This is a genomic window from Sphingobium sp. UBA5915, assembly GCF_002431195.1.
Classification (GTDB): domain Bacteria; phylum Pseudomonadota; class Alphaproteobacteria; order Sphingomonadales; family Sphingomonadaceae; genus Sphingobium; species Sphingobium soli.
In genome coordinates this window covers 1-20349 of the sequence record NZ_DJDV01000057.1, presented here as the reverse complement: position 1 = coordinate 20349, position 20349 = coordinate 1, and the positions used below count along the sequence as shown (strand labels likewise).

The window sequence follows — 20349 nt, the reverse complement described above, 5'->3', positions numbered from 1 at the left end:
AATGAACCAGTGGGCCTTCGTGATTGCCGCCTATGCCGTGACGGCGATCGCGACAATTGTCATGAGTTTCCTAAGCTGGCGCGCGATGGCGTGCGCTGAACGCGCAGCGGAACGGCTGTCGGACAGACCATGAAGGCAAAGCATCAAAGGCTGGTGCTGGCGCTTGTTGCGCTGGCTGCCATCGTCGGCGCGGGGTTGCTCGCCGCGTCGGCGCTCAAGGACGAAGCCGCCTATTTTTATGCGCCCGCCGACGTCGAGGCCAAGGGCGTGGAGCCGGGCCGCGCGATCCGGCTGGGCGGCATGGTGGTGAAGGGAAGCCTGAAGCGGGCAGCCGATGGCGTCACCATCCGGTTCGATGTCACCGATGGGAAGGCAACGGTGCCGGCGACCTTTAGCGGCATCGCGCCCGACCTGTTCAAGGAGGGCAGCGGGGTCGTTGCGGAAGGCGCCTTCGACAACCAGGGAACCTTCGTCGCGACCAATCTGCTCGCCAAGCATGACGAACGCTATATGCCGCGGGAACTGGAGGGGATGCAGTATAATGAAACCACGCATCAGCTGAAGGTGAAGCCTTGATCGCCGAAGCCGGTCTTATCGCCCTCTGGCTCGCCGCGTCCCTCGCGCTGCATCAGCTGTTCCTCGCATTCGCGGGCCTGAAAGGCGGCAAGGTGGAATTGCTGGCTGCCATGCGTCCGGTCGCGGTCGCGCAGGGCGGGCTGACGGCGCTTGCCTTCGCGCTGCTCATCACCCTTTTCCTGCGGTCGGACATGTCGGTGCTGCTGGTCGCAATGAACAGCCATTCGGCCAAGCCCTGGCTGTACAAATTCGCAGGCACCTGGGGCAATCATGAAGGGTCGATGCTGCTGTGGGTCGCGGTGATGGGCGTGGCGGGCGGCGCCGTCGCCCTGTTCGAGCGGGCCTTGCGGCGCGACACGCATATGGCGACATTGGGCGCACAAGCGGCCATTTCCTTGGGTTTCTACGCCTTCCTGCTGTTTTCGTCCAATCCCTTCGCGCGAGTCGACCCGCCGCCGCCTGACGGCCAGGGCCTCAATCCGCTGTTGCAGGACCCCGGTCTCGCCTTCCATCCGCCTACGCTTTACCTCGGCTATGTCGGCCTGTCAGTCGCCTTTTCCTTCGCGGTCGGCGCGTTGCTGACCCGCGCGGTCGATGCTGCCTTCGCGCGGGCGATGCGTCCCTGGGTATTGGGCGCTTGGATATTGCTGACGCTCGGCATCACGGCGGGCAGCTATTGGGCTTATTATGAGCTGGGCTGGGGCGGCTGGTGGTTCTGGGACCCGGTGGAAAATGCCTCGCTGATGCCATGGCTGGCGGCCACGGCCTTGCTGCACAGCGTCACGGTATTGGCGACGCGCGATGGCCTGCGCGCGTGGACCATCATGCTGGCGGTGGTCGCCTTTTCCATGTCGATGGTCGGCACATTCCTGGTGCGGTCGGGCATCTTGACGAGCGTCCACGCGTTCGCTGTCGATCCCGAGCGGGGCAGCTTCATCCTCGCGCTGCTCGCTATCTATATCGGCGGCGCGTTGGCGCTGTTTGGCTGGCGCATCGGGTCGGTGCGGGAAGGCGCGCCGTTCGAACTGGTCAGTCGTGAAACGCTGCTGGTGGTGAACAATCTCCTGCTGTCGGTGATTTTGGGGATCGTGCTTATCGGGACACTCTACCCCCTGATGACCGAAGCCTTTGACCATAAGGTTTCGGTGGGTGCGCCCTATTTTGACCGGATCGCCGGGCCGATCGCGCTGACGTTGATGATCGCAATGGCGGTAGGGCCGCTGACCCGGTGGCGGCGCGATCGGCTGCCGGCGGTGGGCAGGCGTCTGGTCATTCCGGCGACGGGTGGTGCGATTGCAGCCGCGATCATAGCGGCGGTCGCGTGGGGGCGGATCGGTACGCTGCCCTTTTTCGGGCTGACTGTTGCCATTGGTGTCGGCATTGCGAGCTTGGCGCCGCTCTGGAAGCGCAAGCTGCTGCGTACCCCCTTGTTCACCTGGGGTATGGTGATCGCCCATCTGGGCTGCGCTGTCAGCCTGGCGGGCATGGCATGCGATTCGGCCTTCACGGTTGAAAAACTGGTCGCGGCGCGACCGGGGGAAGCGATTCGCACGGCCGGTTGGACGCTGCGCTTCGTTAAAATCATGCCGCTGGCTGGCGACAATTGGACGGCGCTGCAAGCGGATATGGCGGTCGATCGCGGCGGGCGCGCGGTGATGATGCGCCCCCAGTCCCGTTTCTTCACGTCGCCACCGACCACCACGAGCGAAGCGGCGTTGCTGACGCGATGGGATGGCCAGCTCTATGTCGTGCTGGGCGAAGAGGTTGAAGGCGGCCGCTGGCAGCTGCGCATCTGGTGGAAACCGTTTGTGACGTTGATCTGGTTTGGCGGCGTGCTGATCGCCTTGGGTGGCGCGCTGGCGCTGGTCGGGCACGAACGGCGCGGATGGCTGGTGAAATGGCGTGGTCGGAGGGCGGTGGCATGAGGCGGATCCTGATCTGGTTGCCGCTGCTGCTGTTTGTGGCGTTCATCGGCCTGTTCGCCAGCGGCCTGTTCCAGCCGGATGATCGCATCATCCATTCAAGGCTGGTCGGTCAGCCCCTCCCGGCCTTTGATCTCCCCGCCGCCGCGAGCGATCGTCCCGGCCTTAGCAGCGAGGCTATGATCAGCGGCCAGCCCCGGCTCCTCAACATCTTTGCCAGCTGGTGCGTGCCCTGTATGGTCGAAGCGCCCCAGTTGATGGCATTGAAGCAGGCCGGCGTTGCCATCGACGCCATCGCCATCCGCGATGCGCGGAGCGATGTCGACGCGTTTCTGGCACGCAACGGCAACCCCTATCAGCGGATCGGGTTGGACGCGCGCAGCGCCGTCCAGATCGCGCTTGGGTCTTCCGGCGTCCCGGAAACATTCGTGATCGATGGACGGGGGCGCATCGCCTATCAGCATATCGGAGAAATCCGCGCCGATGACGTGCCGACAATTTTGGCGCGGCTGGAGGATGCTCGATGAAGGCGCTGCTCGCCTTGTTTCTGGCGTTTGCCGCCGCGCCGGCGCTGGCACAGACCGCGCTGCCGCCCGCACCATGGGCCGACCGGCAGATACCCGATGCGCGGCAGGAGCGCGCTGCAAAGGCACTGATGGAAACCATTCGCTGTCTCACCTGCCAGAGCCAGTCGATCGCCGATTCCAATGCCAGCATGGCGGCCGACATGCGATCGCAGATACGCGAGCGCATCATGGCGGGGGAAAGGCCCGAAGCGATACGGGCCTGGCTGGTGGCGCGCTACGGCGATTGGGTCAGCTATGCGCCAAGCGCCGATCCGATTCTGTGGCCGCTGTGGGCGGCGCCGCTGGTCCTGCTGGCTTTGGGGCTTGTCCTCATGCGCGGTCGGATCAGGAGGAGCAGGTCGTGACCGGTTGGCTCATCGCTTCTGCATTGGCGGCACTGGTTTTGGTCGGGCTTCTGTTGCTTGGCCGTATCCCTCGATCAGCATGGGAAATCAGCGCCGCCGCCCTGCTGCTGGGGCTGGCTGGCTATGCGTGGCAGGGCAATCCCGGGCTTGCCGGGGCGCCTCGCCGGGTTGCCGAAGCCGATGGGCAGCCGTTTGACGAGGCGCTTGCGCAAAAACGGCGTGGCCTGGCCGAACGATTTGGCCCAGCGGCGCAATGGATGATGTTGTCCGACGGGCTCGCACGGCAGGGCAAGACCAAGGCGGCCGCCAATGTGCTGCTGTCGGCCCTGCGTGATCAGCCCGACGACCCGAATTTATGGCTGGGGCTGGGCAATGCCTTGGTTGCGCATGGCGATGGCGTGCTCTCGCCCGGCGCGCAGTTTGCCTATCGCAGGGCCTTGTCTATCGACCCTGAAGCGCCGGCGCCGCGCTATTTTTACGGTTTGGCGCTGGCCCGCGCAGGACAGTTGCAGGCGGCGCGCGACCTGTGGGCGCAGCTGGTCGCGCGTGCGCCAGCTGACAGTGAAGTGCGTAAGGAACTTGAAAGCAATATCGCGCGTATCGACGCCATGCTGGCGGGTGGTGAGGCTGGTCAGCCATGATGCGGTGCAGCGTTCGCGTTGCACGGCGGCAGGAGCCGTGATAGGGCGCGGCGGTTTGCGGGGGTAGCGGACTTTTCCGCCCAAGCCCCCGGGTGGGTGTCCAGACGAGTATGACCATTCGGCATATCATTCATGGCTGATCTTCTTCCCAATACCGCTCCTTCGTCTTCGGAAGAAGGAGAGGGCGGTCACGGCCATGTGCGGCAGAAGGCCACGGCGAAGCTGGTAGTCGGCGCGATCGGCATCGTGTTCGGCGACATCGGCACCAGCCCGCTCTATGCGTTCCGGGAGACCTTTGCGGGCCATCACCACCTTGATCTCGATCCGGATCATATATTGGGCGTCATCAGCCTGATGTTCTGGTCGATGATGCTGGTGGTCACGCTCAAATATGTCAGCATCATCATGCGTGCGGACAATAAGGGCGAGGGCGGCAGCCTGGCGCTGCTCGCGCTGATCAACGGCCAGACGAAGACGCAGCGCTGGTCGCGGGGCATTGTATTGCTGGGCGTGTTCGCCACCGCGCTGTTCTATGGCGACTCGATGATCACGCCAGCGGTTTCGGTGCTGTCGGCGGTTGAGGGTATCGCGGTCTATAATCCCAACCTTGCGCCGATGATCCTGCCGGTGGCAATCCTCATCCTGCTCGGCTTATTCTGGATACAGGGGCTGGGCACAAATCGGGTTGCATCGCTGTTCGGCCCGATCATGCTCACCTATTTCGTGACGATCGCGACCCTTGGCGTGATTTCGATCCTTCAGACGCCCGGCATCCTGTTCGCGCTCAATCCCTATTGGGCGTTCATGTTCTTCGTCACCGATCCGCTGCCAGCGTTCCTGGCCCTGGGTTCGGTCGTGCTGGCCGTGACGGGCGCTGAGGCGCTCTATGCCGACATGGGGCATTTCGGCCGCAGCCCGATTCGAGTGTCATGGCTCGCCTTCGTCCTGCCGGCCTTGATGATGAACTATATGGGGCAGGGCGCCTTGCTGTTCCGCGACGGTGCGGCTGCCCTGGACAGCCCTTTCTACAATCTCGCCCCGCAATGGGGTCAGTTGCCGCTGGTCATCCTCGCCACCATGGCGGCGATCATTGCGTCGCAAGCCGTCATATCGGGTGCCTTTTCGGTGACGCAGCAGGCGATCCAGCTCGGCTTCATGCCGCGGCTGCGCATTTCGCATACCAGCGCATCGGCGGCGGGGCAGATCTATATCCCCCTCATCAACTGGGGGCTGATGACGATGGTCATCCTGCTGGTGCTGGTGTTCCGGACTTCGTCCAACCTGACGGCGGCCTATGGCATCGCGGTCACTGGCGCGATGTTCATCGACAATTTGCTGCTGACCGTGCTGCTGTATCGGCTGTGGCGCTGGAAATGGTATTATGCCGCGCCCCTGCTGGCGGTGTTCTTCCTGGTCGACGGCGCCTATCTGGCCGCCAACATGACGAAGGTGCCCGATGGCGGATGGTTCCCGCTGTTGATCGGCTTCATCGTGTTTACCTTGCTCACGACCTGGTCGCGCGGGCGCAGGCTGGTGCAGGACCGCTTGCGCGAGGCGGCAATGCCGATACCGGTCTTTGTTGCGTCCGCTGCCAACAGCGCCGTGCGCGTGCCGGGCACGGCCGTGTTCATGACGTCAACGCCGGACGGCGTGCCCCATGCGCTGCTGCACAATTTGAAGCACAACAAGGTGCTGCACGAGCGGGTGATCCTGCTGACGGTCAAGATCAAGGACGTGCCGGTCGTCGAGGATGAGGGGCGTGCGAAGCTGGAAGATCTGGGCCGGGGATTTTTCCGCCTGATTCTTCAATATGGTTTCATGCAGGAGCCCGACGTGCCGGCCGCGCTCAAGAATGTCACGGGATGCGGTCAGGCGTTCAAAATGATGGACACCAGCTTCTTTCTGGCGCGGCAGACCCTGTTGCCGTCGGCCAAACCCGGCATGCCGCTGTGGCGGGAAAAGATCTTTGCCTGGATGCTGCGGAATGCGGAAAGTGCGATGGAATTTTTCCGCCTACCTACCAACCGCGTCGTCGAACTGGGCAGTCAGGTTGAAATCTGACGCTGCGATCTGCGAAGTTCACACCGTTCAGAGGTGAACGATGGCCATCCATCGTTTCTGAAATCGGCCTATAAAAAGGGCGCGACCAAGAAGGTCGCGCCCCACATTCTCTTATTATCCACCGATCAGGCGGCGTCGCGATCCGTCGCGTTGATGTCGACCAGCTGACCGCCATTGATGGCGATCTTCTTGGGCTTCATCGCTTCGGGCACTTCGCGCACCAGTTCGATCACCAGCAGACCGTCCGCAAGGTCGGCCTTTTCCACGCGCACGAAGTCCGCCAGTTCGAAGCGGCGTTCAAAGCTGCGGTTCGCGATGCCGACATGCAGGAATTTGGAACGATCCGCCGCCGTATCGTCCTTGCGGCCGATCACCTGCAGCAGATTCTGCTGCGCGGTAATGTCGATCTCCTCAGAGCGGAAACCCGCCACGGCGAGGGTCACGCGGTAGCGATCCTCGGATAGCCGCTCAATGTTGAAGGGCGGATAATTGTCGCTCTGCTGCAACCGGGCATTATTTTCGATCAGGTCGAACAGACGATCGAAGCCCACGGTCGAGCGGCGATAGGGGGTCAAGTCAAAAGCACGCATCGTCATAATCTCCTAAAGAGCAAAATGAACCATGCCGAACCCGTCACACCGGCGTCCGGCGATACCATGCCCGGCCCCATGAGGCGGCCGGACGATTGGGATATGGTTTGACGAATGCCGCTTTCAAGAGGCCCGAATATGCCCAGGCATTCGGCGCGATCCATTGCGCGGAACCGATTATGCGGCGGTCCGCCAAAGGCATTTCGCAATGGCAATATTGAAGTTTGTTGTGTCGCAGCAAGCAACGGCCAAGACGCCGAAAGGCCAGGATGGTCGTGCTAAAGAAAAAGCACCCGGATCATGCTTTCATGATCCGGGTGCTTAATGGACGATTGCTCGTCTCCCCCTTGGCCTGCCTCAACCACTTCTTAGCCCCCTAAGCTCGAAGCGGGATGCAGTATCCCTGAACCACGGCCTTTCACCTGTGCTTCGACTGTCTTGCTATGCTTGCTGCGACGGCGAGTCACGGGCAAAATCGGGACGTTGTGATTTTCGGTGCGACCCTGTGGCGACGATGCAACAATCCGGCAATGCTTGCCGTGGGTCCCGGCCGGTCCTAGAGCCTGCTGCAAACCACCATCGAAGGGCCGTTCGCGCCACATGATTCTTTCCCGTTACGAACGCATGATTGCCAAGCGCTATTTGCTGCCGGGCAAGGGCGAGGGCTTCATCTTCCTGGTTGCGGGCATCAGCCTGGTCGCGGTCATGCTGGGCGTTGCGGCGCTCATCATCGTCATGAGCGTGATGAATGGCTTTCGTGCCGAACTGTTCGACAAGATTGTCGGTTTGAACGGCCATGCCGTGGTGCAGGGCTATGGCGGGCGGCTGCCGGACTGGCAGTCCATCCTGAAGCAGGCAAAGGCGACGCCGGGCGTCACCAGCGCGACGCCGATGATCGAGCAGCCTTTGCTGGCGACGTTCAACGGCCGGGTCGAAGCGGTTCTGGTCCGGGGCATGACCGTGCCCGACATTCGCGCGAACAAAACGCTGAAGGGAAAGGTGCTGGCCGGCAGTCTAGACAGCCTGACGCCGGGCGCGGGAAAAGTCGGCATCGGGTCGCGGCTTGCTGAAAATCTGGGCGTCCAGCTGGGCGACAGTCTGACCATCATCAATCCTGCGGGCCGATCGACTCCCTTCGGAACTGTGCCGCGGCAGATATCCTACCAGGTGTCGGCCATCTTCGAGGTCGGCATCTATGATTATGACAAGGCGATGGTCGTGATGCCGGTGGAGGATGCGCAGACGCTTCTCCTGCTGGGCAATGTCGTCGGCATGATCGAGGTGGAGACGGTCAATCCGGACAGGGTCGGTCAGATATTGGAGCCGCTGGCGGCAAAGGTCGCCGGCCGTGCGGTCATCACCGACTGGCGGCAGATGAATGCGTCCCTGTTCGAGGCGCTGGCGGTCGAACGGGTGGCGATGTTCGTCGTCCTGTCGATCATCGTGCTCGTCGCCGTGTTCAACATCCTGTCCTCGCTCATCATGCTGGTGCGCGCAAAGACACGCGACATCGCGATCCTGCGCACCATGGGGGCGAGCAGGGCGGGACTGGTCAAGATTTTCATGACGGTCGGCGTCACCATCGGCACGCTCGGCATGGTGGCCGGCATGATATTGGGCTTCACCTTCCTCTTTTTCCGGCAGAGTGTGGTCAATGCCATCCAGTTCGTGACCGGTCAGAATCTGTGGGACCCCTCGATCCGCTTCCTGACCGAATTGCCGTCGCAGCCCGATCCGGTCGAAATCGCGGTGATATGCGTCATGGCGCTGTTGTTTAGCTTCCTCGCCACCCTCTATCCGGCCTTCAAGGCCGCCAATACCGATCCGGTCCAGGTGCTGCGTTATGAATGATGTTCTCAAAGTCACCGACCTTGCGCGCAGCTTCACCCAGGGCGGCGTGACGATCGACGTGCTGCGCGGGGTCGATCTGCGCGTGGGTGAGGGCGAGATCGTGGCACTGCTCGGTCCTTCGGGGTCAGGCAAATCGACACTGTTGCAGGCGGTCGGTCTGCTGGAGGGTGGATTTGAAGGGTCGATCCGTATCGCTGGCGAAGAAGCGGCAAAGCTCGACAATGATGGACGCACCCGGCTGCGCCGCGATGCGCTGGGCTTCGTCTATCAATTCCATCATCTCCTGCCCGATTTCAACGCGACCGAAAATGTCGTGTTGCCACAGGTCATTCGCGATGCGGACATGAAGAGCGCGCAGGCGCGCGCGGAATCCCTGCTGACGTCGCTGGGGCTTGGCCATAGGCTGGACCATCGTCCCAGCCAATTGTCGGGTGGCGAGCAGCAGCGCGTCGCCGTGGCCCGCGCGCTGGCGAACCGGCCGGCGCTGGTGCTGGCGGACGAGCCGACGGGCAATCTGGACGAGCGCACGGCCGACGTGGTCCTGGCCGAATTCCTGCGGCTGGTCAGAGGCGAAGGCTCCGCGGCGCTGGTCGCCACGCACAATGAGCGGCTGGCGCAGAAAATGGACCGGGTGGTGCGATTGCACGAAGGCCGTTTGCAAACGGCCTGACGCCAATGATCGCGTCTCAGGCCGCGTCCCGCATCGCCGCGACCAACACCCGATCGCGCCCCTGCGCCTTGGCACGCAGCAGCGCAGCGTCGGCGGTTTTGAGGAGGCGGTCGGCGCGGCCATGATCGGGAAAGGCTGACAGGCCGAAACTTGCGGTCACAGGTCCCAGCGCCGTGCCGCCATGATCGACGCGCAGATCCTGCAACTGTTTCTGTATCTGTTCCGCGCGGGCCAGGGACCGATCCAGCGAGAAGCCCGGCATCAGGACGACGAATTCCTCACCACCTAGCCGAAAAGCGTGCCCTTCCTCGCGCAGAGAATCGTTCAGTAAAGCGCCCACCGCGCGCAGGATCGCATCACCGGCATCATGCCCATGATTGTCGTTAAATTGCTTGAAATGGTCGATGTCGATCATCAGACAGGAGAGCGGCGTGGCGTTGCGATCAGCCTCCTGCGCCAGCCTGCTGAACAGCAGGTCGAACTGCCGGCGATTGGGCAGGCCGGTCAGTGGATCGACCATCGCCATGTCGCGCAGCACGTCGCGCAGGCGCAGGTTGGAAAGCGCAAGACCGATATTTTCCGCCAGCATCTCCAGATAGGTGCCGCTGCGCTCCAGGTGCGTTGCGCTCGCGCCCGCAGGTTCCTCGAAATAGAGAAGGCCGATGCTCTCACCCTGCGCTGTGAGGGGGATGCAGATCGTCTGGACACCGCCCTGCGCGTTCAGATGCTCGCATGGAATATCGACCATGTCGCCAACGGGTCGATGAGTCTGGCCCCGGCGCAGCGCCCAGCAGGCCGAAGGCGCAAATTCCGTCACCGAATGCGTGGGGTCCAGCCATTCGCAGGCCTGGGCCATCGCATTGCGCCGTGCATCGTAGATGTACAGCTTGCCCGGAAAGTCGGGCGTTATTTCGGGCACGAATCGGCGCACGACTCCGACCAGATCGGCGGTGTCGTCACAGCCCTGTAGCCGTTGCGTCAGGCGGGACAGAAGATCGCGCATCCGGTGGTCGATGGCGCGTTCGCGTTCCAGCCTTTGGCGTTCCAGGCCATTTTCCCGGAAGATCCGGATCGCCTGCGCCATATCGCCTATTTCATCGACATGCGCCATTTCGGGCGGGATCGCGTCATAATCCTGCGCCGCCAGTCGGGTCACGACATCGCTCAGCCGCACCACGGGGCGAAGAATGCGTTGCTTGAGAACGAAATAGAGGACGCACAGGAACAGCAGCGCTGTGGCGGCCAGCATGATTTCCGACATGGTGCGCCATAGCCGCGCGCTTTCGGTGGCGCGGGCGACCGCCTGATCCGTGCGTTGGTCCAGCATATATTGGAAGCGGGCGATCTGGGCGGCGACCCGGTCCATTTCCCGCCCATATTCGTCGCCGAACAGGATGGCGCGCGCGGATTGCGCGTCACCGCTTTGCGCGGCCTTCAGCGCTGCTTCCTGCTCCTCGATCAGCGCATCCGCCCAATGGATGCCCTGCCGCAATGCCTGAAGTTCGCTGTAGCTGGCGCCGGCATCCTTGAGATGACGAACGCGCTCCTCAACCGACCGCAAACCGTCACGTTCACGGCGATAGGCGATCAGGTGGCTGGGGTTGCCGGTGACGACGAAGCCGCGCGCCTGTTCGCTAAGGCGATAGACATCCTCTTCCAGCGTGGCGGTAAGCTGGTCGAAGGTCGCGCGCTGGGTAACGGCGGCACGCTCCTGCTCCTCGACGGACGAGGCGAGCAGCATGGTGGCGCCGGACACGAGGGTCAGCGCGACGGTGGCGCCATAGGCCCAGTTGGTAATCGTGGAAAGCCGCATGGCGGCAATCTACCGGCCAGAAGTTGGCGATTGATTAAGCATGACAGCGAAGTGGACGGATGTGCGATCCCATCGTCCTCCTTTCGTCCACAGCTTTCGCGCGTCGGGGGCTGGCGCCGACTCATGCTCGACGCCTAAGGTGCCGCCATGTCCCATGCCGCCTTCGTTCCGCTTCGCATCTTTTCCTCCTTCACCATGCTGGAAGGGGCGATCGATCCCAAGAAGATCGCCAAGCAGGCGCGGGCGCTGGGTTTTCCGGCAGCGGCGATCACCGACCGCAACGGACTTTACGGGTCCATGGCCTTTTCCGACGCTTGCAAAGGCGAGGGCGTGCAGCCGATTATCGGGGCGATGCTGGGCGTGTTGCGCCCGGGCCGTCCCGCCAATGCGGCGCAAGTGCATGACTGGATCACGCTCTATGCGCAGGATGCGCGCGGCTATGACAATATCTGCGCTCTGGTGTCGATGGCGCATCTCGACCGGCCGGTGGAGGAGGTGCCGCATGTGACGCTCGACGCGCTGGAAGGGCGCACCGACGGCGTCATCGCCCTGACGGCGGGCGGAGAGGGCGCCTTGGCGCGTCTGTTCGCGGAGGACCAGCCCGACGCTGCCCTGGCCTATGCCGAGCGGCTGGAGGCGCTGTTCCCCGACCGGCTCTACGTTGAAATCTGCCGCCGGCTCGACCCGGTGGAGGGCAAGGCGGAAGCGGCGCTGCTCGATCTTGCCTATGATCGCGGCCTGCCCCTGGTGGCAACCAATCCCACCTGCTTTACCGAACCGCACTTCCATGAAGCCCATGACGTGATGCTGTGCATCGCCGACAGCGCCTATGTGGACACCGCCGACCGTCGCAGAAGCTCGCCCGACGCCTGGATGAAGCCGGCGGCCGAAATGAAGCGGCTGTTCGAGGATCTGCCTGAAGCGCTGGCCAATACGCTGGTAGTGGCGCAGCGCTGCGCCGTGGCCGCCCCCAAGCGCAAGCCGATCCTCCCCAGCCTCGCCGGCGATATCGAGGGGGAGGCCGCGATGCTGCGGGATCAAGCGGCGGCGGGGCTGGAAGCGCGGCTGGAAAAGGCCGGCATATTGGGCGAGGAGATGCGGCGGCCCTATTATGAACGGCTGACGTTCGAGACCGACATCATCATCCAGATGGGCTTTCCCGGCTATTTCCTGATCGTTGCTGACTTCATCAAATGGGCCAAAGAGCAGGATATTCCGGTGGGGCCGGGGCGCGGATCGGGCGCGGGGTCGCTGGTTGCCTGGGCGCTCACCATCACCGACCTGGACCCATTGCAACTCGGGCTGCTGTTCGAGCGCTTCCTCAATCCCGAGCGTGTGTCGATGCCCGACTTCGACATCGACTTTTGCGAAACGCGGCGGGGCGAGGTGATCCGTTACGTACAGCAGAAATATGGCGCGGACCATGTGGCGCAGATCATCACCTTCGGTAAGCTGAAGGCGCGCGCGGTGCTGAAGGACACCGGCCGCGTGCTCCAGATGAGCTATGGGCAAGTGGACCGGCTCGCCAAGCTGGTGCCCAATCACCCCACCGACCCCTGGACGTTGGAACGGTCCCTGAATGGCGTCAGCGAGTTCAAGGCCGAATATGACAATGATAATCAGGTCAAGCGCCTGATCGACTATGCGATGAAGCTGGAGGGCTTCCCGCGCCACAGCTCCACCCACGCGGCGGGCGTGGTGATTGGCGACCGGCCGCTGAGCCAACTGGTGCCGCTCTATCGCGATCCGCGCTCCGACATGCCGGTAACGCAGTTCGACATGAAATATGTCGAAGGCGCGGGACTGGTGAAGTTCGACTTTCTCGGCCTCAAGACATTGTCGGTGTTGCAGAAGGCGGTGCAGTTGCTGAGCGCACGAGGTGTGACGGTCGATCTCGACACGCTCGCCTGGGACGACACGGCGGTCTATGACCTGCTCCAGCGGGGCGATACGGTCGGCGTGTTCCAGCTGGAATCGGAAGGGATGCGCAAAACGCTGGCGGCAGTGCGTCCGACCAATTTCGGCGACATCATCGCGCTGGTGTCGCTCTATCGCCCCGGCCCGATGGACAATATTCCGATGTTCGGCCGTCGCAAGAATGGCCAGGAAGATATTGAATATCCGCACATTCTCCTGAAACCGATCCTCGAAGAAACCTATGGCATCTTCGTCTATCAGGAACAGGTAATGCAGGCGGCGCAGATATTGGCCGGCTACAGCCTGGGCGATGCGGACTTGCTCCGCCGCGCCATGGGCAAGAAGATCAAAGCGGAGATGGATGCGCAGCGCGCCCGCTTCGTTGAAGGCTGCGCCGCCAAAAGCGACATTCCGGCCGCCAAGGCGAACGAGCTGTTCGACTTGATCGACAAGTTCGCCGGCTATGGCTTCAACAAGTCTCACGCCGCCGCCTATGCGCTGCTCGCCTACCAAACGGCGTGGCTCAAGGCGCATTACCCGGCCGAATTCTATGCCGGATCGATGGCGTTCGACATCCACCTCACCGAAAAGCTGACGGTGTTCGTCGATGATATGCGGCGCATGGGGCTGACCTGCCTTGCGCCCGACATCAACCGCAGCGAGGCGGATTTCACCGTCGAGCCGGTCGCTTATGAGGGCGAAGACGCGCGATTGGGCTTTGCCGTGCGCTATGCGCTGGGCGGCCTGAAGGGCGTGGGCGAAAAGGCGATGGAGCAGCTTGTCGAGGAGCGCAACAAGGGCGGTGCTTTCAAGAGCCTCGACGATTTCGCCGACCGTATCGAGCCGCGCTTGCTTAACCGGCGGCAGCTGGAAAGCCTGGCGGCGGCGGGCGCGTTCGATGGTATCCATGCCGACCGCGCGGGCGTTCATGCCGCGGCCGAGACGATCCTGTCCGTCGCCTCCAGCAATGCCGCCGCGCGCGAAAGCGGACAGGGGGGGCTGTTCGGCGACGTTGAAACACCCCATGCCGATGTGCGCATTCCGCCGCATCAGGCCTGGACCGTGGCGGACCGCATGGCGCAGGAAAAGGAGGCGTTCGGCTTTTATTTCTCGGCCCATCCGGTGGACCGCTACAAGCATCTGGCCGACGCGCGCGGCGCACGCAGCTATGGCCTTATCTGTCAGTCCCCGATGCCCGCAGCCAATGCGGAAGGCCGGGCGATGACGATCATGGCGGCGATGGTCGAGGATGTGCGCTGGCGCGAGACCAAGCGCGGCGCGCGCTACGCCAGCGCGACCTTTTCCGACCAGAGCGGCCAGTTCCAGGCGAGTTGCTTCGATGAGGATGGTTGCAAGGCAATCGAGGAACTGGCGCGCGATGGCGACTGCGCGCTGCTGATCGTCGAGCTGGATCGCCTGCCGGGCGAGGAAACGCCACGCGTGACCGTGCGCAGCGTCGAGCCCTTCCGCGCGATCGCCAGCGCATCGCGCATGGAGTTGACGGTGGACGTCGAGACGACGGACGCCGTCGAGGCGCTGGCAGCGCTACTGGCCGGCGCGGGTGGCGGCCGCAGCGAAGTCTTCCTGCGCGCGCAGTTAAGCGACGGACAGGCGGCGCGCGTCTTCGTGGGTGATGGATATAGCCTGGGCGCGGATCAGGTGGACGCGATCGCGACCATCAGGGGGCTGACGATCCACAAGTTCGAGCGGATGGACGTGAAGGCTGACGGCTACCGCACGCGAACGCGCCGGTCGGGCATGCGGCTGGTAGGGTGAGGGTTTCGTGGCAACCATCGACCATTTGTGGCCGTTTGAAGTGAGTTTAATGTCGCCGAAAAGCAGACGCGTTTAGCTTCTCGTCAATAAGCTCTCTAAAAGGACGACCAGCGCATTTCCCATATCCTTTGGAGATTCGACGTAGCTTGATTGGGGGTAAAAATCATGCGGTCGAAAACCAATCCCTAATGACGCGATGCATATTCGAGAGTCCGATATAATATGGCTAACTACGTCATGCAGATGATCGAACAGATACGTCGGCCCGTTTTCTAAAAGCGTAGAGTCATCCACTGGTGCTCCGTCAGAAAGGACGATCAATATCTTACGATTTGCTGGATGGTCGATGAGGCGATTAGCTGCCCACTGGATTGCTTCACCGTCAATATTTTCCTTCGTCAGATCATGGCGAAGCATTTGCCTGTAAACCCAACCGCCTGTGCTGGCACGGTTGTCAGTGGCGCTACGATATATGATGTGCAACAGGTCATTCAAACGCCCAGGGTTGCGAGGCCGAAAGCGCCATTTCCACCGTTTGCGGGAACGACCGCCCTTCCAACGCGAAGTGGTAAATCCCAAGACTTCGCACGAAACACCAAGGGTAATCAGGAACTCTTGAATGATGTCTGCGGTTGCAGCCGAAAATAGCATTTTTTGGCCTCTCATCGATCCTGATTGATCGAATAAGAGGGTGACCACTGTGCCGGTCAGTTGATCTTTGCTCAACTGGTTTCTGATACGGGCATCGGCGTCGGCGGCCGTTAGATGAAGCTTTGTTCTCCAAGCAAGGAGACCCGTCTGAACCACGTCCCAAGCATCAGCCACGGCCTTGGCATTCGTGGTCGTTAATGGACCAAGAACCTGATCAAGATGATCGGCATCGATCTCAATATCGAACTTGGTAGTGTAAGGATGATAGACGGGAACAGGCATGGCAGCAGGTCTAACGTGGATCAGGCCGCGTCGCCAGTAGCCCGACGTCTGCTTTGCAGGAGGTGCGGCCCAAAATCGGTCAGTCGGCAAACCACCCAATTTAGTCCTTACCATACAGCCAGAAAGCCATCCTCTGACCTTTTCCCGCGCATCATGAGAGGGAGATGGATCTCCGCCTGCGCGCGCATGAGGCAAGAGGTGGCGTTTAGTTGCTTCCTGCTATCGGGGCGCTTCTCTCCTGCCATCAGAATAATCGCATCTGTGCGCCCTCGGGCGGGCGGAACAGATCGGTGCGCAGCGCCAGTTTCTCGCCGCCCAGTCCTGCCTTGCGCCTGGCCTTGATAAACCGCGTGCGGATGAGGTCGGCCCAGACGCCTTGCCCCTTCATCCGGCTGCCGAAATGGGGATCATTGTCGCGGCCGCCGCGCAGGTCGCGGATGATGGCCATGACTTTGCCCGCGCGGTCCGGGTGATGTTCGTCCAGCCACGCGCGGAAGAGGGGGGCGACTTCGTGGGGCAGGCGTACGAGGATATAGCTGACGTCGCGCGCGCCGGCGGCGGCGACGCGGGCGACGACGCTTTCGATTTCATGGTCGTTGATCGCCGGAATGATGGGCGACATATTGGCCGATACGGGCACGCCCGCATCCGCCAGCCGGGCAATGGCGGCGAGGCGCTTTTCGGGATGAGCGGCGCGAGGCTCCAGCGTGCGAGCGACCCTGGGATCGAGCGTCGTCACCGAAATCATTACCGCGACCAGATTGTCGCGCGCCAGATCGGCGAGCAGGTCGATGTCCTGCAGGATGCGGTCGGACTTGGTGGTGATGAAGGTCGGGTGCCGGGTTTCGACAAACACTTCCAGCACCTGCTGCGTGATGCGCCAATCCTTCTCGATCGGCTGATAGGGATCGGTATTGGTGCCCATGGCGATGGGGCTGACGATGTAGCCGCGCTTGCCCAGTTCCTTGCGCAGCAGGGCGGCGGCATCGGGCTTGGCGAAGAGCCGACTTTCGAAATCCAGCCCCGGCGAGAGATCGAGATAGGCATGGGTCGGCCGCGCGAAACAATAGATGCAGCCATGTTCGCAGCCGCGATAGGCGTTGATCGATTGCGAGAAAGCGATGTCGGGCGAGCTGTTGCGGGCGATGATGGTGCGGGGATGTTCGACCGTGACGTGGGTACGCAGGCGCGGTTGCGCCCCGTCGATCGCTTCCGCCATGTCGAGCCAGTCGCCATCGGCCTGGCGTTCGGGCAAAGCGAAACGGCGGCTTTCGCCGTTCAATGTCGCGCCCCTGCCCTTTTCCGCCACCATGACCACATGCTAGAACAATAAGAGAACATTCGCAAGCGCTCGCAGGGTGATGGTGCGGCACTGGCGCGCGGGGGCGGGCGTCCCTATAGCGGGAAGATGGCTTCCAACCAGAAACAGAAGAAACCCGCCAAGGTCCGCCCTGCCGGCCTGCCCACCCGTCAGCAGGTGATGGATTTCATCGCCGAAGCTGATACGCCCGCGGGCAAGCGGGAGATTGCCAAGGCCTTTGGCCTCAAGGGGCAGGAGAAGATTGCGCTCAAGGCGCTGCTCAAGGACATGGCCGATGAAGGATTGATCGACATTGGTCCGGCGCGCGCCTTTCACAAAATGGGAGGCGTGCCCAAGGTGACGGTGCTGCGCATCGTCGATGTGGACGACACGACCCTGATCGCGACGCCGGAAAAATGGGACGCGGAGGGACAGCCTGCGCCCCGGTTGCGTATCGTCGAGCGGGGTAAACGCGGGGCGCTCACCATCGGCGACCGCATCTTGGCGCGCACGGAGGAGGCCGGGCGTGGCTGGATCGCCCACCCGATGAAGAAGCTGGCGAAAGCGAGCGAGGAATTGCTGGGCGTGGTCGAGGAGATGGCCGACGGCAAGTTGTGGCTGCGCCCCGTCGACAAGCGCATCCGCAAGGACACGCCGATCAGCGACGCAGGCGAAGCCCGGCCCGGCGACCTGGTGCTGGCCGAGGCGCATGGCCGGCCGCCCCGCATTTCGGCGCGGGTGACGGAAATTCTGGGCGATCCCTTTGCGCCGCGCAGCTTCAGCCTGATCGCCATTCACAAACATGGCATTCCCCACGTCTTTCCCGACCGGGTCGAGGACGATGCGCTGACCGTCGCGGCGCTGCCCCTGCATGAGGACAAGCGCGAGGATCTGCGGCACCTTCCGATCGTGGCGATCGACCCGGTCGATGCGCGCGACCATGACGATGCAGTCTGGGCCGCGCCCGACGAGGACGAGGGCAATCCGGGGGGATATAAGGCGATCGTGGCGATTGCGGACGTCAGCTATTATGTCCGCCCCGGCAGCGCGCTGGACAAGGAAGCGCGCAAACGGGGCAACAGCGTCTATTTCCCCGATCTGGTCGTGCCGATGCTGCCGCATCAATTGTCATCCGATATGTGCTCGCTGCGCGCTGGGGAGGACCGGGCGGCGATGGCGTGCCATCTGACGATCAATGCGCAGGGCAAGGTGACGGCATGGCGCTTTACGCGCGCGGTGATCCGGGTGGCGGCGGTGCTGGCCTATGAGGATGCTCAGGCGGCGATTGACGGGACAAAGGACAGTGCGCTGCTGGAGCCGGCCTTGAAACCGCTCTGGGCCTGTTGGGCTTTGCTGCAAAAGGCGCGCAAGGCGCGCGATCCGCTGGCGCTGGACCTGCCCGAAAGGCGGGTGGTGCTGGACGAGGCGGGCAAGATCGTGAGCGTTGCGGTGCGCGAGCGGCTCGACGCGCATATGCTGATCGAGGATTATATGATCGCCGCCAATGTCGCGGCGGCCAAGGCGCTGGAGCAGAAGAAGGCGCCGGTCATGTACCGGGTGCATGAACCGCCGAGCCGCGAAAAGCTGGTGGCGCTGAAGGATTATCTGGCGACCTTCGACATCGGCTTCGCGCTGGGGCAGGTGGTGAAGCCCTCAACCTTCAACCAGTTGATCGCCAAGATCGGCGAGGCGGAGGAGAAGCCGCAGATCATGGAGATGATCCTGCGCAGCCAGACCCAGGCCTATTATGCGCCGCAGAATATGGGGCATTTCGGGCTGGCGCTGGGCAGCTATGCGCATTTCACTTCGCCCATTCGGCGCTATGCGGATTTGCTGGTGCACCGGGCGCTGGTCGGTGCATACGGGCTGGACCTGCCCGCGCCCAAGGGCAGGGACGTTCCGGATCGTTCGTCGCTCAGCCAGGACGATTATGAGAATATGGGGCGCGTGGGCGAAATGATTTCGGGCCATGAGCGGCGCGCGATGGAGGCGGAGCGAGAGACGATCGACCGCTATGTCGCGGCCTATCTGGCGGCGCATGTCGGTGAAGTGATGCCCGCGCGGATCACCGGCGTGCAGAATTTCGGCTTTTTTGCCACGGTGGAAGGGCTGGGCGGCGACGGGCTGGTGCCAGTGTCGACCATGGGCACCGAGCATTTCTTTTATGACGAGGCTGGTCGCGCCTTGCAGGGGGTAGAGAGCGGCGACCGCTATACGGTGGGGCAGAGGCTGGAGTTGCGGCTGGCGGATGCGGACCCGATCAATGGATCCTTGCGCTTCGAACTGCCCGACAGCCCCGCGCCGCGCGGCGCGCCGATGAAGCGGGATCGCACGCGACCGGACATCAAGCGGGGACGCCCCACCAATATCCGCCATATCGGCGGCAAGCGGGGCAGACACCGAAACTGACTCGCGCCCGCTTCGAGCGGAGGCGAGATGCCGATGGCGCGGCGCTTCCGTTTCTCGGCACGCTCGAAATGACCGGATTTTGGAATTAGCTCAGCCGGTCGATCGCCTCACCATCCAGGCCACCTGGAATGACCATGATAGGGCAGGGCAGCTTGCCCGCGTCGGCGCCAGCGAAATGGCTGACGAGCTTGCCGGGGTTGCCCGTGGCCGCCGCGCCCAGGACCAGGGCGGCGACATCCTCCATTTCCTCCAGCGTCTTGCGGACGACGGCGACGGCGTCGCCCTGACGCACGGTGATGCTGGGACGGATGCCGGATTCGTCGCTGAGCGTGCCGGCCGCACTGGTCACCAGCGCTTCGGCGCGTTGCAGCGCTTCATCCTCCATCGTCGCCTGAACGCCGCCCCACTGCACGAATTCGGCCGGCGGGATCAGCGCCAGGATGCGTACCGCGCCGCCAGTCTTGGCCGCACGTCGGGCGGCGAAGCGCAAGGCGGTTTCCGCCTCCGGCGATTCGTCCACAACAACCAGATATGTCCGCATAATTTCAGCGCCCCGCTTTGAACTCATGGCCGCAAAGGTCGGTAATCCGATCTCAACGAACCAGTCCGGTGAAATGTGGGTGATAAATGCCGGCTCTGCAACCCGCTGCTTGACCGATCCGGCGAATGGGTGGAAACACGGCCACAAATGGCGACCGCCGGATAATGAAGAAGAGGCCCCGCACATGAGCAAGAAAATCCAGATGCCCGCCCTTTCGCCGACGATGGAGGAAGGTACGCTGGCCAAGTGGCTGGTGAAGGAAGGCGATGAGGTCAAGTCCGGCGACATCCTCGCCGAGATCGAGACCGACAAGGCCACCATGGAGGTGGAGGCCATCGACGAGGGCGTCCTCGCCAAGATCCTCGTGCCCGAGGGCGCCGCGGACGTTCCGGTCAACGACCTGATCGCGATCAGGTCG

At 62.9% G+C, this 20349-nt stretch carries 17 protein-coding genes; 12 read left to right on the top strand and 5 right to left on the bottom strand.

Going from position 1 to position 20349, the window contains the following annotated elements; translation table 11 throughout:
• Position 1 precedes the first annotated feature (1 nt).
• From B2V90_RS09195 to B2V90_RS09165, 7 genes are all read left to right on the top strand, one after another.
• Complete coding sequence (locus tag B2V90_RS09195) at positions 2 to 133, top strand: hypothetical protein (RefSeq protein WP_266103166.1); 132 nt, start codon at positions 2 to 4, stop codon at positions 131 to 133.
• The gene (ccmE, locus tag B2V90_RS09190; RefSeq protein ID WP_228222359.1) at positions 130 to 576 is read left to right on the top strand and encodes a cytochrome c maturation protein CcmE; all 447 of its coding nucleotides are present in this window, start codon (positions 130 to 132) and stop codon (positions 574 to 576) included. The genes B2V90_RS09195 and ccmE overlap by 4 nt, the downstream gene beginning before the upstream one ends.
• Positions 573 to 2501: a heme lyase CcmF/NrfE family subunit gene (locus B2V90_RS09185; protein WP_228222360.1), complete on the top strand. Its 1929-nt coding sequence runs from the start codon at positions 573 to 575 to the stop codon at positions 2499 to 2501. Before ccmE ends, B2V90_RS09185 begins: the two co-directional genes overlap by 4 nt.
• On the top strand, positions 2498 to 3025 hold the full coding sequence (locus B2V90_RS09180; RefSeq protein ID WP_228222361.1) for a redoxin family protein: 528 nt from the start codon (positions 2498 to 2500) through the stop codon (positions 3023 to 3025). Before B2V90_RS09185 ends, B2V90_RS09180 begins: the two co-directional genes overlap by 4 nt.
• Positions 3022 to 3429 carry a cytochrome c-type biogenesis protein gene (locus tag B2V90_RS09175; protein ID WP_228222362.1) on the top strand — a complete coding sequence of 136 codons (408 nt, stop codon included), beginning with the start codon at positions 3022 to 3024 and terminating at the stop codon, positions 3427 to 3429. The genes B2V90_RS09180 and B2V90_RS09175 overlap by 4 nt, the downstream gene beginning before the upstream one ends.
• On the top strand, positions 3426 to 4070 hold the full coding sequence (locus B2V90_RS09170) for a tetratricopeptide repeat protein (protein ID WP_228222363.1): 645 nt from the start codon (positions 3426 to 3428) through the stop codon (positions 4068 to 4070). Before B2V90_RS09175 ends, B2V90_RS09170 begins: the two co-directional genes overlap by 4 nt.
• Positions 4071 to 4202: 132 nt before the next feature.
• On the top strand, positions 4203 to 6131 hold the full coding sequence (locus B2V90_RS09165; RefSeq protein ID WP_228222364.1) for a potassium transporter Kup: 1929 nt from the start codon (positions 4203 to 4205) through the stop codon (positions 6129 to 6131).
• A gap of 125 nt (positions 6132 to 6256) precedes the next feature.
• Here B2V90_RS09165 and B2V90_RS09160 read toward each other — a convergent pair whose 3' ends face one another.
• Positions 6257 to 6727, bottom strand: coding sequence for an Hsp20 family protein (locus B2V90_RS09160; protein ID WP_228222365.1), 471 nt, complete (start codon positions 6725 to 6727; stop codon positions 6257 to 6259).
• 594 nt (positions 6728 to 7321) lie between these two features.
• Between B2V90_RS09160 and B2V90_RS09155 the strand changes: the two genes are divergently transcribed.
• Together B2V90_RS09155 and B2V90_RS09150 are read left to right on the top strand one after the other, a co-directional pair.
• The gene (locus B2V90_RS09155) at positions 7322 to 8572 is read left to right on the top strand and encodes a lipoprotein-releasing ABC transporter permease subunit (RefSeq protein WP_228222366.1); all 1251 of its coding nucleotides are present in this window, start codon (positions 7322 to 7324) and stop codon (positions 8570 to 8572) included.
• Positions 8565 to 9242 carry an ABC transporter ATP-binding protein gene (locus B2V90_RS09150; RefSeq protein ID WP_228222367.1) on the top strand — a complete coding sequence of 226 codons (678 nt, stop codon included), beginning with the start codon at positions 8565 to 8567 and terminating at the stop codon, positions 9240 to 9242. Before B2V90_RS09155 ends, B2V90_RS09150 begins: the two co-directional genes overlap by 8 nt.
• A gap of 16 nt (positions 9243 to 9258) precedes the next feature.
• Here the strand turns inward: B2V90_RS09150 and B2V90_RS09145 are convergent, their stop codons facing one another.
• Positions 9259 to 11055, bottom strand: a complete 1797-nt coding sequence (locus tag B2V90_RS09145) for a sensor domain-containing diguanylate cyclase (protein WP_228222368.1) — start codon at positions 11053 to 11055, stop codon at positions 9259 to 9261.
• A gap of 147 nt (positions 11056 to 11202) precedes the next feature.
• Between B2V90_RS09145 and dnaE the strand changes: the two genes are divergently transcribed.
• Positions 11203 to 14748 carry a DNA polymerase III subunit alpha gene (gene dnaE, locus B2V90_RS09140; RefSeq protein ID WP_228222369.1) on the top strand — a complete coding sequence of 1182 codons (3546 nt, stop codon included), beginning with the start codon at positions 11203 to 11205 and terminating at the stop codon, positions 14746 to 14748.
• A gap of 72 nt (positions 14749 to 14820) precedes the next feature.
• Here the strand turns inward: dnaE and B2V90_RS09135 are convergent, their stop codons facing one another.
• Together B2V90_RS09135 and B2V90_RS09130 are read right to left on the bottom strand one after the other, a co-directional pair.
• A complete protein-coding gene (locus B2V90_RS09135) occupies positions 14821 to 15681 on the bottom strand; it encodes a cobaltochelatase CobT-related protein (RefSeq protein WP_228222370.1) in 861 nt (286 codons plus the stop codon).
• Positions 15682 to 15925: 244 nt separating this feature from the next.
• Positions 15926 to 16993: a PA0069 family radical SAM protein gene (locus tag B2V90_RS09130; RefSeq protein WP_228222371.1), complete on the bottom strand. Its 1068-nt coding sequence runs from the start codon at positions 16991 to 16993 to the stop codon at positions 15926 to 15928.
• 96 nt (positions 16994 to 17089) lie between these two features.
• On the opposite strand from B2V90_RS09130, the gene rnr reads away from it, so the two are divergent.
• On the top strand, positions 17090 to 19390 hold the full coding sequence (gene rnr / locus B2V90_RS09125; protein WP_228222372.1) for a ribonuclease R: 2301 nt from the start codon (positions 17090 to 17092) through the stop codon (positions 19388 to 19390).
• An 85-nt stretch (positions 19391 to 19475) separates the two neighbouring features.
• On the opposite strand, the gene B2V90_RS09120 is transcribed toward rnr, so the two are convergent.
• Positions 19476 to 19931 (bottom strand): universal stress protein, encoded by a 456-nt coding sequence (locus B2V90_RS09120; RefSeq protein WP_009821886.1) that lies wholly within the window; start codon positions 19929 to 19931, stop codon positions 19476 to 19478.
• A gap of 25 nt (positions 19932 to 19956) precedes the next feature.
• Between B2V90_RS09120 and B2V90_RS09115 the strand changes: the two genes are divergently transcribed.
• The coding region (locus B2V90_RS09115) for a biotin/lipoyl-containing protein (protein WP_293920949.1) at positions 19957 to 20349 on the top strand (393 nt) is incomplete at its 3' end.

What these genes read in the sequence shown, in the direction of transcription:
- B2V90_RS09155 (WP_228222366.1), top strand. Translation starts at nt 7,322, where the DNA reads ATGATTCTTTCCCGTTACGAACGCATGATTGCCAAGCGCTATTTGCTG.
- B2V90_RS09180 (WP_228222361.1), top strand. Translation starts at nt 2,498, where the DNA reads ATGAGGCGGATCCTGATCTGGTTGCCGCTGCTGCTGTTTGTGGCGTTC.
- B2V90_RS09130 (WP_228222371.1), bottom strand. Translation starts at nt 16,993, where the DNA reads ATGGTGGCGGAAAAGGGCAGGGGCGCGACATTGAACGGCGAAAGCCGC.
- rnr (WP_228222372.1), top strand. Translation starts at nt 17,090, where the DNA reads ATGGCTTCCAACCAGAAACAGAAGAAACCCGCCAAGGTCCGCCCTGCC.
- B2V90_RS09150 (WP_228222367.1), top strand. Translation starts at nt 8,565, where the DNA reads ATGAATGATGTTCTCAAAGTCACCGACCTTGCGCGCAGCTTCACCCAG.
- B2V90_RS09135 (WP_228222370.1), bottom strand. Translation starts at nt 15,681, where the DNA reads ATGCCTGTTCCCGTCTATCATCCTTACACTACCAAGTTCGATATTGAG.
- B2V90_RS09165 (WP_228222364.1), top strand. Translation starts at nt 4,203, where the DNA reads ATGGCTGATCTTCTTCCCAATACCGCTCCTTCGTCTTCGGAAGAAGGA.
- B2V90_RS09160 (WP_228222365.1), bottom strand. Translation starts at nt 6,727, where the DNA reads ATGACGATGCGTGCTTTTGACTTGACCCCCTATCGCCGCTCGACCGTG.
- B2V90_RS09120 (WP_009821886.1), bottom strand. Translation starts at nt 19,931, where the DNA reads ATGCGGACATATCTGGTTGTTGTGGACGAATCGCCGGAGGCGGAAACC.
- dnaE (WP_228222369.1), top strand. Translation starts at nt 11,203, where the DNA reads ATGTCCCATGCCGCCTTCGTTCCGCTTCGCATCTTTTCCTCCTTCACC.
- B2V90_RS09195 (WP_266103166.1), top strand. Translation starts at nt 2, where the DNA reads ATGAACCAGTGGGCCTTCGTGATTGCCGCCTATGCCGTGACGGCGATC.
- B2V90_RS09145 (WP_228222368.1), bottom strand. Translation starts at nt 11,055, where the DNA reads ATGCGGCTTTCCACGATTACCAACTGGGCCTATGGCGCCACCGTCGCG.
- ccmE (WP_228222359.1), top strand. Translation starts at nt 130, where the DNA reads ATGAAGGCAAAGCATCAAAGGCTGGTGCTGGCGCTTGTTGCGCTGGCT.
- B2V90_RS09175 (WP_228222362.1), top strand. Translation starts at nt 3,022, where the DNA reads ATGAAGGCGCTGCTCGCCTTGTTTCTGGCGTTTGCCGCCGCGCCGGCG.